The following is a 14,383-nucleotide window of genomic DNA, read 5'->3' as shown; positions in this document are numbered from 1 at the left end:
CGGACCTTGCGCATCTATCCCACGGCGCGGGCGATCTTCCTGACGGTGCTGGGCGCGCCCTTGGCCCTGGCGGCGGCGCTCGTCTCCGCGCGCCTATGGCTGGTCGGCCCCGCCTGGATCGCGCTGGTCGCGGCCCTGCTGTTCCTGGACGTCCTGCTGGCGCCCGGCCGCCGCCGCATGCAGCTGAGCCTGACCGCGCCCGGCTCTATGGCCAGCGGCGCGACCAGGCCGGCCCTGCTGAAGGCCACGTTCCCGCGCGGCGTGCCGCCGTGGAGCGTCGAGTTCGCTGTCGACCTCGACGACCGCCTGACCGCCGAGCCCGCCCACGGCCGGGCCCGGGTGCGCGAACGCCAGGCCGGCCTGCCCCTGAGCCTGACCGCCGTCCGGCGCGGGGAGGGCAGGGTGCATCGCGTCTCGGCCCGCTGGCGCGGTCCTCTGGGCCTGATGTGGAAGCAGCGCGACGACGCTCTGGAGCAGGTGATCCCGGTCACGCTGGACATCGCCGGCGTCAAGGAGGAGGCCCTGCGCCTGTTCTCGCGCGATCCGTCGGTGGGCCACCGCCTGCAGCTGGACCTGGGCGGCGGCAGCGACTTCCACGCCCTGACCGATTTCCGCCCGGGCATGAACCGCCGGGCCATCGACTGGAAGCAGTCGGCCCGCCACGGCGCGCTGCTGGCCAAGGAGTTCCACGTCGAGCGCAACCACCACATCGTGGCGGCCATCGACACCGGCCGGCTGATGAGCCAGCCCCTGCTGGGCAAGCCGCGCCTGGACCACGCCCTGAACGCCACCTTGCTGCTGGCCTATGTGGGCCTGAAGATGGGCGACAAGGTCGGGCTGTTCGGGTTCGACGCCAAGCCGCACGTGTCCAGCGGCGTCACCTCCGGACCCAACGCCTTCGGCGCCCTGCAGCGCCTGGCCGCCTCGATCGAGTATTCGACCGAGGAGACCAACTACACCCTGGGCCTGACCCAGCTGTCGGGCCAGCTGTCGCGGCGCTCGCTGATCGTGGTGTTCACCGACATCGCCGACTCCACCAGCGCCGAGCTGATGCTGGAGAACGTCGGCCGCCTGTTGCGCCAGCACCTGGTGCTGTTCGTGATGATGCGCGACGAGGAGCTGGAGGCGATCGAGCGCAAGGCGCCCGCCGAGGCCGACGACGTGTCGCGCGCCGTGGTCGCCGCCTCGCTGCTGCGCGAGCGCGACGTGGTGATCACCCGCCTGCGCCGCATGGGCGTGGAGATCGTCGAGGCGCCGGCCGACCAGGTCGGGCCGGCCCTGCTGGCGAGCTATCTGGACCTCAAGCGCCGGGACCTGCTCTGATGGCCGAACTGCACCTGAAGAGCTACCGCTTCCGCGCCGAGCGCGAGGACGACTGGCGCCGGCTGGAGAAGCTGCTGACCAAGGTCGGCAAGGGCTCGGCCCGGGCGTTGAGCGACGAGGAATTGCTGGCCATGCCGGTGCTCTACCGCCAGGCCCTGTCGTCGCTGTCGGTGGCTCGCGCCACCTCGCTGGACCAGGGCCTGGTGGACTATCTGGAGAGCCTCAGCACCCGGGCCTATTTCCTGGTCTACGGCACGCGGTCGAACCTGCTTGAGCGGGTGGGGGGCTTCTTCACCCGGGCCTGGCCCGAGGCCGCCAAGGCCCTGTGGCGCGAGACCCTGGTCAGCTTCCTGCTCACCCTGGCCGGGGTGCTGGCGGCCTATTTCCTGACCCTGCACGACCCGGACTGGTTCAGCGCCTTCGTGCCCGACAGCCTGGCCGACGGACGCGGCCCCGCCGCCTCGGTCGAGGCGATGCGCAACACGCTCTACGACCACGGCGAGCACAAGGGCCTGTCGGTGTTCGCCGCCTTCCTGTTCACCCACAATTCGGGCGTGGCGCTGTTCGCCTTCGCCCTGGGCTTCGCCTTCTGCCTGCCGACCGCCATGCTGATGGCCTACAACGGCGCGATGCTGGGGGCCTTCCTGGCGGTGTTCGGCATGCGCGGCCTGGGCTTCGAGGCCGGCGGCTGGCTGGCCATCCACGGGGTCACCGAGATCTCCGCCGTCATCCTGGCCGGGGCCGCGGGCCTGCGGATCGGCTGGACCCTGGCCTTCCCCGGCGACCTCAGCCGTCCGGCCGCCATGGCCCAGGCGGGACGGCAGTCGGCCACCCTGATGGCCGGGGTCGTGGTCATGCTGTTCTGCGCCGGAATCCTTGAGGGCGTCGGCCGGCAGGTGATCCAGAACGACTGGGCCCGCTACGGGATCGCCCTGGCCACCCTGGCGATCTGGCCGGCCTATCTGTACCTGCCGCGCCGGCGGAGCGCCGCCCCATGAAGCCGGCGACCAAGAAGGACAAGACGGCCAAGGCCGCCGCCACGCCCTACGATCCCGGCGTGCGCGAGGACGGCCGGGCCCGGTCGCTGGTCACCCCCGAGGGCGTGGACCTGAAGCTGCGGCTGGGCGACGCGGGCGAGCGCGCCGCGGCCCTGTTCATCGACCTGGCGATCATGCTGGGCGTGTTGATCGCCTTCTTCCTGCTGGCCGTCCTGGCGATGATCGGCACCAAGGGCAAGGGCTGGGAGCTGGTCGGCACGGTGGGGCTGCTGGTGTTCTTCATCCTGCGCAACCTCTACTTCGTGCTGTTCGAGCTGACCCCGGGCGCGGCCACGCCGGGCAAGCGGGCCATGGGCGTGCGGGTGGCGGCGCGCAACGGCGGCCGCCTGACCGCCGACGCCATCTTCGCCCGCAACGCCATGCGTGAGATCGAGCTCTACCTGCCCCTGAGTTTCCTGGTCTCCAGCGGCGACAAGGTCAGCGCCTGGATCAACCTGGCGGGCCTGGTGTGGTGCGCGGTCTTCGTGCTGTTCCCGCTGTTCAACCGCGACCGCCTGCGGGTGGGCGACCTGGTGGCCGGGACCTGGGTGGTCAAGGCGCCGACCCGCAAGCTGGCGCCCGACCTGGTCGAGACCTCGCGGCCGCCGGTCGGCCGGTTCAAGTTCACCCAGGCCCAGCTGGACGCCTACGGCGTCAAGGAGCTGCACGTGCTGGAGGACGTGCTGCGCCGCTACGAAAGCAAGACGATCGCCCTGGTCGCGGCCCGCATCCGCCTGAAGATCGGCTGGCAGTCCGCGCCCTACGAGTCGGACGGCGACTTCCTGGCGGCCTATTACGCGGCCCTGCGGGGCAGGTTGGAATCGCGCCTGCTGCTGGGCAAGCGCCGCAAGGACAAGCACGACAAGAGCTGACGCCTCGGCCCGGAGCGGTCGTTATAACGTTGTGGTAGAGATATATTTGAGCGCAATCTGAGAGGGTGGAGACGTTCTCGGGGAGCGATCGGGCATGGACCTGTCTTGGATTCGGATCGCCAACCGGGTGCTGCTGGGGCTTGTCTGGTTCGTCCTTGTCCCGGCGATCTTCGCCTTCTTCTACACGGTCATCGAGACCCAGTCGGCGGCGCGGGTGGCCGTGGGCGCCAATTCGCGCCTCGCCCCGTTCACGATCAGCCGGCTGGCCGATCGCCTGACCGCCCTGGAAGCCGAGATCGAGCGCACCAGCCAGGAACTGACCGCGCTCGACGAGAAAATCCGGGGTTCGGCGGTGAGTACGGATCAAGCCAAGCAGAGGAGCACTGCTGCCATCAATTCAGTGTGGATTTCGCTTCGCGGCACGCAACCGAACTGTGAACTCGAGGCCTGCTTGACCGACATCATCACCGATAGCGAACAGCGAACCTGGGGCGAGGGGGCCGAGATTCCAAAACGGGTCGCGACCGCCCAGCGGCTCTATGAAGCCTATCGGGCCGAGCAGTTCCGCGGCGCTGAGTTGGTGKATCGCAATGGCCACGCCAAGGCCGCCCTCGCCGCAGCTAAGGCCGAGTACAACGGGACCAAGCCGCCTGCCTCAACGGATCAGACGGACCAGGCGGATCAGGCTGACCAGCCGGTCACGGGGCCCGTAGGGGCCGACGAAGGCTCGACCGAGGATCAGAAGGCCGTCGCGCTCAGCTTCAACAAGCAACGCGCCATCCCGCTGTTCGAGTTCGCCTTCTTCCTGCCGTCGGGCGTGATCGTCGCCAGCTTCACCGGCCTCATGGGGGCCATCGGGGCGGCCGTCTATTCGCTGTATGTCGAGCTCGGCATGCTGGCGGCGCCGAAGGGCGAGCCCGACCGGACCTGGATGGCGTTCGGCATCCGGCCGCTGCTGGGGGCGCTGGCCGGGTTCACGGTGTTCTTCGTCATCTCGGCGGGCGCCAGCTTCCTGATCCAGCCCCAGGCGACCGAGGCCACCCAGGCGGTGAACCAGCTGTCGCCGCCGGCCCTGGCCTCGCTGGGTCTGTTCGCGGGCCTGGCGTCCGAGAACGCGCTGAAGTGGCTGGTTGAGAAGGCCAACAGCTTCTTCAAGTCGTCGGGCGACGATGACGGAGACGGCGCGGCCACGACGACCGCGTGAGCGCCGGCCGCTAGGCGAAGACCTCGACCAGGCGATCGCCGGGCGAGCCTTCCTGGCTCTCGCGCAGGTCCTGATACACCGCCAAGACGAGGGCGGCGTTCACGAGGCCGGTTACGGCTTGAACCGAGGCATTGACGACGAGAGCGAGCGCCGGGACCTCCAGGGCGCCGACAAGGAGGCTGATCAGCCAGGTCGCTATCCCGCTCACCAAGCCGACGACGAACCACAGTCCGAAGATGGAACCCCTGACCTCGCGCGTCAGGGCGCTGCTACGGCGGATGGACTCCATCACCCCCAGGCGCTMGCTCACCATGGCCGGAACAACCACGAACCAGGCCAGGGAAAGGATGAGCCCCGGAATGGCCAGAAGGAAGAAGCCGGCCATGATGCCCAGGCTCGTGACCAGGCCCAGCGCCAGAAGGGCCAGGTAGTCGTTCAAGCTGCCGAACGCACCGCTGGAAGAGGTGGGGCCGTAATCGCCTTTCGCGRCGGCGCGACGGGCCATCACGGCCTGCAGCGCKACCAGGCCGAGCATCGACGCCAGCATGGCCCCGGCCAACATGCCCCAGTTGGCGGGCGAGCTGAAAGGTGCGTCCACCTCGGAGAAGTGCTGGCTCGCATAGGTCATCGCCAGGTCCGGCAGGGCGGCCAAGACGATGGACCAGACGAGATTGGCGGCGATGTCGCGTTTCAACAACGCGAACATCCGCCTGACGGCGCGCCCGCTGTCGAACCGGCCGCTAGCGGCGGCGTCGACCACGGTCAGTCGAACACCGAGGCCATGGCTTCGGGGCCGACGCCCTCGCGCGTGCTCCGCAGTTCGGAATAGAGGGTGGCGCCGCCGGCCGTGCTGACCAGGGTGCTGATCGTGGCGATCAGGGCGGAGGCGACCGTGGTGGCGGCGTTCAGGGCCGTGAAGCCGGTCGCCGTCTCGACCGTCGGCAGGCCCTTGGACAGGATGAACGGCATGGCGGCGGCCATGATCAGCGCCTCCACGATCCACACCGCGATCACATAGATGACGAACAGGCCGAAGATGGCCCAGCGGCGTCCGCGCGTCAGGTCGCGGCTGCGCTGGAAGGCGTCGGTCACGCCGATCTTCTCCACCACCTTGGCCGGCACGGCGACCGACCACATCACCGCCAGGATGATCCCGGGAACGATCAGCAGCACGAAGCCGACCATCACGCCCAGGCCCATCAGGATCGCCAGGCCCAGCAGCGGCAGCCAGTTGCTCAGCCCGACCTTGAGGCTGTCGCCCACGGACACGCGGCGGCCGTTCAGGTCCGCCACCGTGGCGTGGACGATCGCGGCCTGCAGCACGAACGCGGCGACGAGCATCACGATCAGGCCCACGGCCCAGCCGCCGAACACCTGCGGCGAGAAGGTCTTGTAGCCGTCGACGGCGATCCAGGTCTGGCTGAGGCCGACCAGCAGGTTGGGCAGGCCGCCCAGCAGCAGGGCCATCAGGGCGAACGGACCGAAGTTGCGGCCGATGACCCCGAAGGTCCCGGAAATCACGCGCCCAATCTCGAATCGGCGCGGAACGGCGGTCGTGTCGGTCATGTCTGAAGCCCCCTTGAACTGATGCCTGTTCAACCATGCGACGAACACGCTGTCCATCGGCCGCTGCGTCCATCCCCGTGGGGCGCGAGGTCGAGCTCAACGAAATCAACGCGCTAGAGAAAAATACTCGTTTCCGATCCTTGGGCTTCCAGGCGGCCGCATAATGCTCGTCACCTGAAGGCGGGGGAGGGCGCACGTACGGCGACCGATGCGGCTTTCAGGGGTGGACGAGCGGGAAGGCTTCGTCCGTCGTGTCTCCTCGGAGACGCCCTGGGTTGGAGTTGGAGCAGGTTCGCCCACGTGGCGACGAAGCTCCGGCGCTCGGGGAGACGGAGAAGCCGGCAGGCCCGGGCTGAAATCGCCCGGGCGGTCCGGAGAGCGCCAACTCTCCGCCCGTCGGGGGCCTCCATCGGAGCCGGTTAAAAATCGGCGCCCCGAAGGCTTCCGGATAACGGCTCCACGCGAAGCGCCTGTCTTCGTCGAAACGGTAACAACATCAAAGCTTCTCCGGGCGAGGCCCGGGCGCTTCGCACCCTTCCCACCAGCTCATGGCCCTTGGCGTGAGATCACACCCGCTTGCCCCCACCTGGCGGCTTCGCCGCCTGTCGCGGCGAGGGGGCGGAGACACCGCACCGCGCGCCTCTTCCCCCTTTTGGGGGAAGACGACCGCGAAGCGGTCCGTAGGGGGCAAGTGTTCGCCGCCGCAGCCTCGGGACAGTTCACCCCCACAGTTTTTCTGGCCCCCGCCTTCGACGAACTCAATTGACCCCACTGGCCGTGTAGGGATTTAAGCCGCTCAGCTTCACCACGCCCTTCGCCCTTTTCGGCGCTTGGCGCGTTCTTGTTTTCATGGCTCCGTTGCGGAGCCCGACGCGGATGCTGGACGACGATCACCCGATGACCGCCGAGACGATTTCCGCACGCCCTGCGCGACGACCCCTGTTCCGGCGCCGCTCGGCCATTCCCGGCTTCGGCCTGACGCTGGGCGTCACCCTGACGGTCCTGTCGCTGATCGTGCTGATCCCGCTGTCGGCCGTGGCCATCAAGGCCTCCAGCCTGTCGCCGGCCCAGTTCCTGGCCGCCGCCTTCTCCGAGCGCGCCGTCGCCGCCTATCGCCTGACCTTCGGCGCGGCCTTCGTCGCCGCCGTGATCAACGGGGTGTTCGGCGTGCTGACCACCTGGGCCCTGGTCCGCTACGAGTTCCCCGGCAAGGCCGTGGTCAACGCCCTGGTCGACCTGCCGTTCGCCCTGCCCACCGCCGTGGCCGGCATCGCCCTGGCCACGCTGTACGCCCCCAACGGCTGGGTCGGGCAGTACCTGACCCCGCTGGGGATCAAGGCCGCCTACAACCCTGTCGGCGTCACCATCGCCCTGATCTTCATCGGCCTGCCGTTCGTGGTCCGCACCCTGGAGCCGGTGATGCGCGACCTGTCGGCCGACGTGGAGGAAGCCGCCGCCAGCCTGGGCGCCGGGCGCTTCGCCACCATCGGCCGGATCATCCTGCCGGCCCTGGGTCCTGCCTGGCTGACCGGCTTCGCCCTGGCCTTCGCCAGAGGGGTGGGCGAGTACGGCTCGGTGATCTTCATCGCCGGCAACATGCCGTACAAGTCCGAGATCGCGCCCCTGCTGATCATCATCCAGCTGGAGCAGTTCGAGTACGCCAACGCCGCGGCCATCGCCCTGGTCATGCTGGCCGTCTCGTTCCTGATGCTGCTGGTCATCAACGCCATCCAGGCCTGGTCGCGGAGGTTCGTCTGATGGCCGCTCCGACCCGGGCTCACGCCCGCCATCCGACCGACGATCCGCTGTGGGCCAAGGCCGTGGTCATCGGCCTGGTCCTGGCCTTTCTGGGCCTGGTCCTGATCCTGCCGCTGGCCGCGGTGTTCGCCGAGGCGCTGCGCAAGGGACTGGGTCCCGCGCTGGCGGCGATCTCGACGCCCGACGCCTGGGCCGCGATCAAGCTGACCCTGATCACCGCCGGCATCGCCGTGCCGTTCAACGCCGTGTTCGGCCTGTGCGCCGCCTGGGCGATCGCCAAGCACGACTTCCCCGGCAAGCCGCTGCTGATCACCCTGATCGACCTGCCGTTCTCGGTGTCGCCGGTCGTGGCGGGCCTGATCTACGTGCTGGTCTTCGGCCTGCAGGGCTGGTTCGGCGAGCGCCTGATCGACCACGACATCAAGATCATCTTCGCCATCCCCGGCATCGTGCTGGCGACGATATTCGTGACCTTCCCGTTCATCGCCCGCGAGCTGATCCCGCTGATGCAGGAGCAGGGCGTGTCGGAGGAAGAGGCCGCCGTCTCGATGGGCGCCTCGGGCCTCTACACCTTCTGGCGGGTGACGGCGCCCAACGTGCGCTGGGGCCTGCTGTACGGCGTGCTGCTGTGCAACGCCCGGGCCATGGGCGAGTTCGGCGCCGTCTCGGTGGTCAGCGGCCACATCCGCGGCCTGACCAACACCATGCCGCTGCACGTCGAGATTCTGTACAACGAGTACGACTTCGTCTCAGCCTTCGCCGTGGCCGGCCTGCTCTGCCTGCTGGCGATCGTGACCCTGGTGCTCAAGAGCGCGCTCGAGATCGCCCAACCCGACGTCAAGCGCGGCGGCGGACACTAAGAACCGGAACGAAGATCCTCCCATGACCATCTCCATCCGTTCCGTCGAAAAGAAGTTCGGCCGCTATCCGGCCCTGAACCATGTCGACCTCGAGATCGCCGACGGCGAGCTGGTGGCCCTGCTGGGTCCGTCGGGCTCGGGCAAGACGACCCTGCTGCGCACGATCGCGGGCCTGGAATTCCCCGACGCCGGCCAGGTGCTGTTCGAGGGCGAGGACGTCACCTTTGCCTCAGCTGCGGCGCGCCGCGTCGGCTTCGTGTTCCAGCAGTACGCCCTGTTCAAGCACATGACCGTGGCCCGAAACATCGCGTTCGGCCTGGACGTGCGGAAGGGCAAGGACAAGCCGCCGAAGGCCGAGATCGCCCGCCGGGTCGACGAGCTGCTGAAGCTGGTCGAGCTGGACGGCCTGGGCAAGCGCTACCCCTCGCAGCTGTCGGGCGGCCAGCGCCAGCGCGTGGCCCTGTCGCGGGCCCTGGCGGTGCAGCCCAGCGTGCTGCTGCTGGACGAGCCGTTCGGCGCCCTGGACGCCACGGTCCGCAAGTCGCTGCGCAAGGAACTGCGCCGGGTGCACGACGCCACCGGCGTCACCACCATCTTCGTCACCCACGACCAGGAAGAGGCCCTGGGCCTGGCCGACCGCGTGGCCATCCTCAACGCCGGCCGCATCGAGCAGATCGGCACGCCGGACGAAGTGCACGACAATCCCGCCACCCCGTTCGTCTGCGGCTTCGTGGGCGAGGCCAACCGGTTCGAGGGCGCGGTCTCGGGCGGACGCTTCACCTCGGGCGCGGTCTCGTTCGGCGCCAACGGCGTCGCCGACGGGGCGGCCGTGGCCTTCGTGCGACCGCACGACTTCGCCCTGGACGACGGCGGCTTCGAGGTCCGGGTCGACCGGGTCCACGTGCAGGGCGCCCTGGCGTCGGCCTCCGCCGTCACGGCCGACGGCCGCCACATCGAGATCAGCGGCTCGCGCGCCGAGGCCGCCCGCTTCACCGGGACGATCAAGGTCGCGGCCCGCAAGAGCCACGTCTATCCGGCCTAGGCGGATTGCGGCTGGGGCCGGCGCCGGAACGGGATGTCGAACGACCGCCGCGTCCCGCACCGCCACAGCCACTCCAGCGGACCGTAGTGGAAGGCCCTGAACCACGCCGAGGCCAGGACCAGCTGCGCCGCCACGGCGACCAGGCCGATCCCCAGCGCGAGGGGAGGGATCATGCCCCGATAGAGGCCCAGGCCGAGCGGGTAGAACAGTGGGATGAACACCAGCGACTGGGCGACATAGAGGGTCAGGGTCATCCGCCCCACCGGGACCAGGGCGCGCAGCAACACCTCGCCGCCGGCCCGCCACGCCAGGATGAAGACCAGCACCGAGGCGGCCATGCACGACAGGTCGAACCAGCCGCCGAACAGCATGTTGGCCCAGAACACCGGACCACTGTGATGCCCGCCGGTCTTGCCCTTCAGGACGGAGCAGAGGGCGGCGAACAGCACGACGGCGACCAGGGCCACGGCGCGGCCCCGGGCGAACCGTCCCAGGTCGGCGAAGAAGCTGATCCGACCCAGCACCAGCCCGATCAGGAACAGGCCCAGCACCTGGACGCAGCGGCCGGTCTCGATGAAGAACCACCACTTGTTGACCTGGCCGTCCCAGAGGTTGGCCCGCAGCACCTGGCCGAGGTCGCCGGTCAGATAGGTCGCCATGGCCGGGTCGGAGAAGAAGTGCGGCTTGTTCAGCGCCCACGGCGCGCCGGCCGCGCCCGCCGCGATCCACAGCAGGATATAGGGCTGCAGGAAGCAGATCGCCGCCACGGCCAGCAGCACGCGGTTGGATCGGACCTTGTCGAAGGGGATCAGGACGAAGCCCGCAAGGGCCAGCACCACGATGATGTCGCCGCGATAGACCAGGCCGTGCAGCAGGCCGATCCCCGCCAGCAGGGTCAGCCGCCAGGCGAAGCGCCCGGCGAACGGCTGGCCCCGCCGCGCGGCGCCGTCCATCATCACGAAGAAGCTGAAGCCGAAGCACAGGGCCAGCAGCGAGAAGGTCTTGCCCATGAAGAGGGTGAAGACCGCCGTGGTCACCGGATTGGGCGTTGGGTCGGACCAGTAGAGCTCGAAATATTCCAGCATGTGGACCAGGAACAGGCCCATCAGGGCGTAGCCCCGCAGACCGTCCACGATCGCGAGACGGGGCGACGCCCCGCTCAAGCCTTCCGACATCCGCGCCCTCCCCAGGTCGTCGCTTTGTTAGCGCTAACCTAGGATGCGTCGGGCCGAACGGTCTACTGCTGCTGTTGGCGCTGCTGCTGTTCGCGGATGGCGTCGGCGCTGGCCCGGCGGCGGTTGGCCGAGCCCAGCGGGGCCGCGGGGCGGGGCAGGCGCAGGAACTCCGGCTCGGCCACCGCCGCCCGCGCCCGGCGCACCGAGACGCCGACGGCCAGGTGGCTTTCGGAATCGCCCTTGTAGACGCCGCGCGACGGGGTGACGTCGCTGTAGTCGCGGCCCACGGCCACGGCGACGTGGCGTTCGCCGGTCATCACATTGTTGGTCGGATCGAACCCCACCCAGCGATAGCTGGGCAGGAACACCTCCACCCAGGCGTGGGTGGCGTCGGGATCGGAGCGGTCGCCGGCCTCGCGGTCGGTGAACAGGTAGCCGGAGACGTAGCGGGCGGGGATGCCCCAGGCGCGGCAGACCGCCAGCATGACGTGGGCGAAGTCCTGGCAGACGCCCCGGCCGGCGCTCAGCGCCAGGTCGATCGGGCTGTCGGCGTCGGTGACCCCGGGCTGGTATTCGAAGGCCTTGTAGATCGTGTCGCACAGGGCCTGGACCGCCGAGAACGGGTCCTTGCGGCGCAGGGCGTCAAGATCGTGCTCGGCGATGAACGTCTCGAGGGCGGGCGTCACCTGGACGAAGCCGTGGGGCCGCAGATAGTCGAAGCACTCGCCGCGCACGAAGGCGCTCTTCAGCCGTTCCCACTCGCCCATGTCCAGCGGCAGAGGCCATTCGTGCACCGGCTCGGTCTCGACGGCCGAGCGGGCGATGATGGTCAGGCCGTCATGCGGTTGGGGCACGTCGAAATGATAGACGGCGTTGCCGAAGCTGTCGGCGTACGAGAACACCTGGGCGGCCGGCTCGATGTCCAGCTCGAAGCTGACCAGCCGCTGGCGGGCGCCCTTCTGCGGCTGCATCCACAGCTCCATCAGGCTTTCGCGGACGGGCTGTTCGTAATGGTACTGGGTGACGTGGCGGATTTCGAGCAGCACGGCGGGATTCCAATTCTCAAGCAGGCAGGCGCATTTCCAGGGGATAGGCGACGAAGGTCTCGTAGATCGCCTGGTGGATGCGGGCGCATTCGTTGGCCACGGTGGTCAGCAGTTCGCCGGCGCCCTGGCTTTCCAACTCGCCGACGTCGGCGAACTCCAGCCGGGCCTTGAGGCGGCCGGCCAGCCGTTCGGGCGCCGCGCGGCCGGTGGCCTCGACGTGGCGGGCCAGCTCGCTGAGGTGCTTCTCGATCTGGCTGGTGGCGAAGCGGATCGAGCGCGGGAAATCCTCGTCGAAGACCATGAACTCCAGGATGTGCCGCGGCTCGATCTCGGCGGTGTAGACCCGCAGATAGGGCTCCAGCGCGCAGCCCATCMGCAGCACGGCGACCAGGGCCAGGTGGTCGTTCACCTTGGGGCTGTCCTCGGCGAAACAGGCCTCCAGCAGGCTGGCCATCAGCTGGGCCCGCTCGAGATAGATGCCGACCATCATGAACCGCCAGCTCTCGCCATGGCTCATCGTGGTGTCGGCGGCGCCCTTGAATAGGTGCACGTCGGCGATGATGTCGTGCAGGAAGGTCACCGAATTGTCGGCGAACTCTCGGCCCGCATTGCGGTCCATGACCTTCAGGTACAGCAGGTTCAGCCGCTCCCAGGTCTCGGTCGTGATCTGGTCGCGGACCTGGCGGGCGTTCTCCCGGGCCCGGGACAGCGAGGCGACCACCGAGTTGGCGTCGGTGCGATCCAGCACCAGGCCGTTGGCCGCCTCGAAGGCCCCGGACTTGAGCTCGGTCTCGCCGACCGCCGACAGGGCGATCCGCACGGCCTCGGCGCCGGCGTCGGTCTGGTCGAGGGTGGCGTTCAGCATCACCGTCGACAGGCGCGACAGGTGTTCGGCCCGCTCGATATAGCGGCCCAGCCAGTAGAGGCTGTCGGCGACCCTAGCGAGCATCATGGGCGCCGCCTCCGTTGTGACCGTTGCCGTTATGGCCGTTGCCGTTGTGGCCGTTCTCCTCGGCCAGCACCCAGGTGTCCTTGCTGCCGCCGCCCTGGCTGGAATTAACCACCAKCGAGCCCCGTTTCAGCGCCACGCGGGTCAGGGCGCCCGGGGTGACCACGGTCTTCTCGCCCGACAGGATGAAGGGGCGCAGGTCGACGTGACGGGGCTCGATACGGCCGTCGACCAGGCAGGGCGCGGTCGACAGCTGGATGGTGGGCTGGGCGATGTAGTTGGCCGGGTCGGCCTTGAGGGCGTCGGCGAACTCGGCCCGCTCCTTGGCCGAGGCGTGCGGCCCCACCAGCATGCCGTAGCCGCCCGAGGCCCCCACGGCCTTGACCACCAGCTTGTCCAGGTTGTCGAGCACGTGGCTCAGCTGGGCCGGTTCGCGGCACAGGAAGGTCTCGATGTTCGGCAGGATCGGGTCCTCGCCCAGATAGTAGCGGATGATATCCGGCACGAAGGCGTAGACGGCCTTGTCGTCGGCGACCCCGGTCCCCGGGGCGTTGCACATCACCACGTTGCCGGCCCGGTAGGCGTTGAACAGCCCGGCCGCGCCCAGCGACGAATCCCGGCGGAAGGTGAGGGGGTCGATGAAGTCGTCGTCCACCCGGCGGTAGATCACGTCCACCCGGCGCAGGCCCGTCGTGGTGCGCATGTAGACCATGTTGTCATGGACCACGAGGTCGCGCCCCTCGACCAGCGGCACGCCCATCAGCCGCGCCAGATAGGCGTGCTCGTAATAGGCGGAGTTGTAGACGCCGGGCGTCAGGACCACGACCTGCGGGTTGGGCCGCCAGTCGGCGCTCATGCTCTTCAGCGTCGCCAGCAGCAGGTCGGGATAGCGCTCCACCGGCCGCACCCCGGCCTCGCGATAGGCGCTGGGGAAGGTGCGCTTGGAGGCGTCGCGGTTGGCCAGCATGTAGGACACGCCGGACGGCACCCGCAGATTGTCCTCCAGCACGGCGAACTCGCCGTCCTGGCCGCGGATCAGGTCGCTGCCGCAGACGTTGGCGTAGGCCTTGTGCGGTACGTACAGGTTCTGCATCTCGCGACGGTACGAGGGGGCGCCCAGCACCAGTTCGCGCGGGACCACGCCGTCCATCAGGATCTGCTGCTCACCGTAGATGTCGGCGAGGAACATGTTCAGCGCCTGCAGGCGCTGGGTCAGGCCGGCCTCGATCTTGGCCCACTCCTGGGCGGGCAGGATGCGGGGGAACAGGTCGGTGGGGATGATCCGCTCGGTCGCGCTGTCGGCGCCGTAGACGGTGAAGGTGATGCCCTGCAGCAGGAACGACCGCTCGAGCGTCCGCTGCCGGTCGGCCAGCTCGCCGGCGCCCAGGGTGGAGATTCGGGTCTGCAGCGCCGCGTAGTGGGCCCGCACGTCGCCGCCCTGGGCGATCATCTCGTCATAGGCCGCRCCCGGCAGGTACGCAGCGCCGGTCATCGGCAGGCTGGGAGTATCGTCGAGGTCCTGGATTTTCGCCGCCACGCCCGTGTCCATTG

General features: G+C 69.1%; 13 protein-coding genes. 7 read left to right on the top strand and 6 right to left on the bottom strand.

The features are described from left to right. Window positions 1-6 precede the first annotated feature (6 nt). The 4 genes from AC1U89_RS10725 (at window position 7) to AC1U89_RS10710 (ending at window position 4,436) form a co-directional block, all read left to right on the top strand. Complete coding sequence (locus AC1U89_RS10725; protein WP_479899690.1) at window positions 7-1,323, top strand: DUF58 domain-containing protein; 1,317 nt, start codon at window positions 7-9, stop codon at window positions 1,321-1,323. Continuing rightward, window positions 1,323-2,321: a stage II sporulation protein M gene (locus AC1U89_RS10720; RefSeq protein ID WP_479899689.1), complete on the top strand. Its 999-nt coding sequence runs from the start codon at window positions 1,323-1,325 to the stop codon at window positions 2,319-2,321. The genes AC1U89_RS10725 and AC1U89_RS10720 overlap by 1 nt, the downstream gene beginning before the upstream one ends. After that, window positions 2,318-3,232, top strand: a complete 915-nt coding sequence (locus tag AC1U89_RS10715) for an RDD family protein (RefSeq protein ID WP_479899688.1) — start codon at window positions 2,318-2,320, stop codon at window positions 3,230-3,232. Before AC1U89_RS10720 ends, AC1U89_RS10715 begins: the two co-directional genes overlap by 4 nt. A gap of 94 nt (window positions 3,233-3,326) precedes the next feature. After that, on the top strand, window positions 3,327-4,436 hold the full coding sequence (locus AC1U89_RS10710; protein WP_479899687.1) for a hypothetical protein: 1,110 nt from the start codon (window positions 3,327-3,329) through the stop codon (window positions 4,434-4,436). Between the two features lie 10 nt (window positions 4,437-4,446). Here the strand turns inward: AC1U89_RS10710 and AC1U89_RS10705 are convergent, their stop codons facing one another. Together AC1U89_RS10705 and AC1U89_RS10700 are read right to left on the bottom strand one after the other, a co-directional pair. Beyond that, on the bottom strand, window positions 4,447-5,196 hold the full coding sequence (locus AC1U89_RS10705) for a hypothetical protein (RefSeq protein WP_479899686.1): 750 nt from the start codon (window positions 5,194-5,196) through the stop codon (window positions 4,447-4,449). A 2-nt stretch (window positions 5,197-5,198) separates the two neighbouring features. Next, on the bottom strand, window positions 5,199-6,002 hold the full coding sequence (locus tag AC1U89_RS10700) for a DUF7847 domain-containing protein (protein ID WP_479899685.1): 804 nt from the start codon (window positions 6,000-6,002) through the stop codon (window positions 5,199-5,201). An 897-nt stretch (window positions 6,003-6,899) separates the two neighbouring features. Here AC1U89_RS10700 and cysT point away from each other — a divergent pair. Genes cysT through AC1U89_RS10685 form a run of 3 tightly spaced genes read left to right on the top strand, consistent with a single transcriptional unit; the run spans window position 6,900 to window position 9,662 of the window. Continuing rightward, entirely contained in the window at window positions 6,900-7,760 is an 861-nt protein-coding gene (gene cysT / locus AC1U89_RS10695; protein ID WP_479899724.1) for a sulfate ABC transporter permease subunit CysT, read from the top strand. After that, a complete protein-coding gene (gene cysW / locus AC1U89_RS10690) occupies window positions 7,760-8,620 on the top strand; it encodes a sulfate ABC transporter permease subunit CysW (protein WP_479899684.1) in 861 nt (286 codons plus the stop codon). The genes cysT and cysW overlap by 1 nt, the downstream gene beginning before the upstream one ends. A gap of 22 nt (window positions 8,621-8,642) precedes the next feature. Beyond that, window positions 8,643-9,662, top strand: coding sequence for a sulfate/molybdate ABC transporter ATP-binding protein (locus tag AC1U89_RS10685; protein ID WP_479899683.1), 1,020 nt, complete (start codon window positions 8,643-8,645; stop codon window positions 9,660-9,662). On the opposite strand, the gene AC1U89_RS10680 is transcribed toward AC1U89_RS10685, so the two are convergent. The 4 genes from AC1U89_RS10680 to AC1U89_RS10665 all read right to left on the bottom strand — a co-directional run bounded on the left by AC1U89_RS10680 (window position 9,659) and on the right by AC1U89_RS10665 (window position 14,369). Then, window positions 9,659-10,837 (bottom strand): DUF418 domain-containing protein, encoded by a 1,179-nt coding sequence (locus AC1U89_RS10680; protein WP_479899682.1) that lies wholly within the window; start codon window positions 10,835-10,837, stop codon window positions 9,659-9,661. The genes AC1U89_RS10685 and AC1U89_RS10680 overlap by 4 nt on opposite strands. A 62-nt stretch (window positions 10,838-10,899) precedes the next feature. Then, complete coding sequence (locus AC1U89_RS10675; protein ID WP_479899681.1) at window positions 10,900-11,883, bottom strand: transglutaminase family protein; 984 nt, start codon at window positions 11,881-11,883, stop codon at window positions 10,900-10,902. 16 nt (window positions 11,884-11,899) lie between these two features. Continuing rightward, complete coding sequence (locus tag AC1U89_RS10670) at window positions 11,900-12,835, bottom strand: alpha-E domain-containing protein (protein WP_479899680.1); 936 nt, start codon at window positions 12,833-12,835, stop codon at window positions 11,900-11,902. Continuing rightward, on the bottom strand, window positions 12,822-14,369 hold the full coding sequence (locus AC1U89_RS10665) for a circularly permuted type 2 ATP-grasp protein (protein ID WP_479899679.1): 1,548 nt from the start codon (window positions 14,367-14,369) through the stop codon (window positions 12,822-12,824). The genes AC1U89_RS10670 and AC1U89_RS10665 overlap by 14 nt, the downstream gene beginning before the upstream one ends. Between the last annotated feature and the right edge of the window lie 14 nt (window positions 14,370-14,383).

Source organism: Caulobacter sp. 05T431 (assembly GCF_056665975.1).
This window is presented reverse-complemented; position numbering and strand designations above follow the sequence as displayed.